The following is a 1,899-nucleotide window of genomic DNA, read 5'->3' as shown; positions in this document are numbered from 1 at the left end:
CACTTGTATTTTATTTGCTCCCAATGCTCCCGAACAAAATCCCGTTGAAGATATTTGGTTACAAGCTAAAAATTTTTCACGAAAGTATTGGTATTCATGTAAGTCTTTTAAGATAATTAAATTTTTGTTTGAGTTTTTCACAAAGGAACATAAATTTGATTCCCCCAAAATCCATCAGTACACCTATACATAGAAAATGATTTAGGATTGCTATATATAGAACGACATCGATGGAGGATTCCTGATTATCAGGCGATGCAGTCTCAAAAGATCACAATTGGTTAGCTTTGCTGTCGAGGCTACAATTAAACAGATTGGACGAAGAATCAAAATATCCGGGGCCTGGTGGAATCGTGACAATCTGGCTCAAGTTCTAAAACATCGTTGTGCTTATTTAAATCTCGCTTTGGCGTGAATAGTATTTATACTTATTACATATTTGAGATGCTCCAGATTAGTTCGTAGTGCGGACTAAAGTTCGCAACCAAGCCAGACTAAAGTCCGCACTCTAAACAGTTTATGTTATTAATTTACCGGACATGAGATAATTAATTTGGAATAGTTAGTTTCGCAATTATTCTTATTAATTATTCAGCACCATTATCCTTTAATTTTGAATATACTCGAACAGAATTTCGAGATATTTATCTAAAGATTGAGTAGGTATTTCTTTCCTCCACATGGCAGTCGATCGCGCGTAGTCTATGGGATGGTGCAACGGCACAAACACAACTTGGGGATGGGGCAGTGCTCCGGCCTCATTCGGCATAACTGCTACCCCTTGCCCAGCAGCAACCAGAGCAATCATGGAGGCATGGCTATCGGCTTCCAAATGCAGATTTGGCGTGAATCCGGCTTCATGGCAAGTGGCGCGGATGCGTGAGTTCCGCCCCGGAAACTTTTCTTCAGACATCCCAATAAATTTTTCTGATACCAGGGAAGCTAGGTTAATTGAGGATTTATGTGCCAAGGGATGTGTATCCGGTAATACAGCAGCGATCGGCACTTTCTTAACGCATTTGACTACAAACTCCGAGTCTAACTCCGAAGGTGGATTGCCCATAAACGCAATATCGATCGCCCCATCTCGCAATGCTCTAACTTGTTCGCTAGGCGGCATCTCCTGGAAACGCACGGCAACTTCAGGATGGACAAGTCCAAAGCGCTGTAGGGTTTTACCAAGAAAACTCTCAAGGATGGTGGGAATGTAGCCAATAACCAAAGGCTCATGCTTATCGGTGTAATCAGCCTTGATGGTTTGCACAGCCAGATGACTTCGATTCAAAATATCTTTTGATTTTTCGAGAAAAAATTCTCCCCCTTCTGTGAGTGTCAACCCATCAGATTGTCTGAGAAATAGCACAACGCCCAGTTCGTTTTCCAGGTTTTTGATTTGACGGCTTAACGTTGGCTGGGAAATATATAGCCGGATTGCAGCACGGCTAAAGCTGAGTTCTTCTGCAATGGCCACAAAATATTTAAGATGCCGTAATTCCATGACTTGTATGGGGTATGCCTAAAAGCTATAGGTGTCATGATTATAAAGCATTTGCTTTAACTTATCTGTTCTATTATCCTGAATTGATAATTATGAAATCGGCAGAGTAGGATGAGTCATTTGATTTACCACCTGGATGCAGATATCCTCAATTCTTCTCAACAAACGTTCTATCCCAATACGGTTCACTTAACACTATTTATACACCGGAGATCCCCCTAAATCCCCCTTAAGAAGGGGGACTTTGAGGGTATTTTTGTCCCCTCCTTTTTAAGGGGTGTGCCAGGGGATCTGTCTTAAGTGAACCGTATTGCGTTCTACTCTTAAGTAGTCAAGCAAAATTAATTACATAATTTTCTCCAAATTCCTTAAGAATTATTTCTACAGATGAAACAAGAGAT

At 40.8% G+C, this 1,899-nt stretch carries 1 protein-coding gene and 1 pseudogene; one reads left to right on the top strand and one right to left on the bottom strand.

The features are described 5' to 3' along the window. Positions 1-193: pseudogene (locus QUB66_RS29555) on the top strand (IS630 family transposase); the annotation flags it as partial. Positions 194-607: 414 nt separating this feature from the next. Here QUB66_RS29555 and QUB66_RS29550 read toward each other — a convergent pair. Continuing rightward, positions 608-1,498 carry a LysR family transcriptional regulator gene (locus QUB66_RS29550; protein ID WP_332970794.1) on the bottom strand — a complete coding sequence of 297 codons (891 nt, stop codon included), beginning with the start codon at positions 1,496-1,498 and terminating at the stop codon, positions 608-610. Between the last annotated feature and the right edge of the window lie 401 nt (positions 1,499-1,899).

Source organism: Microcoleus sp. A2-C3 (genome assembly GCF_036706065.1).
Classification (GTDB): Bacteria; Cyanobacteriota; Cyanobacteriia; order Cyanobacteriales; family Microcoleaceae; genus Microcoleus.
This window is presented reverse-complemented; position numbering and strand designations above follow the sequence as displayed.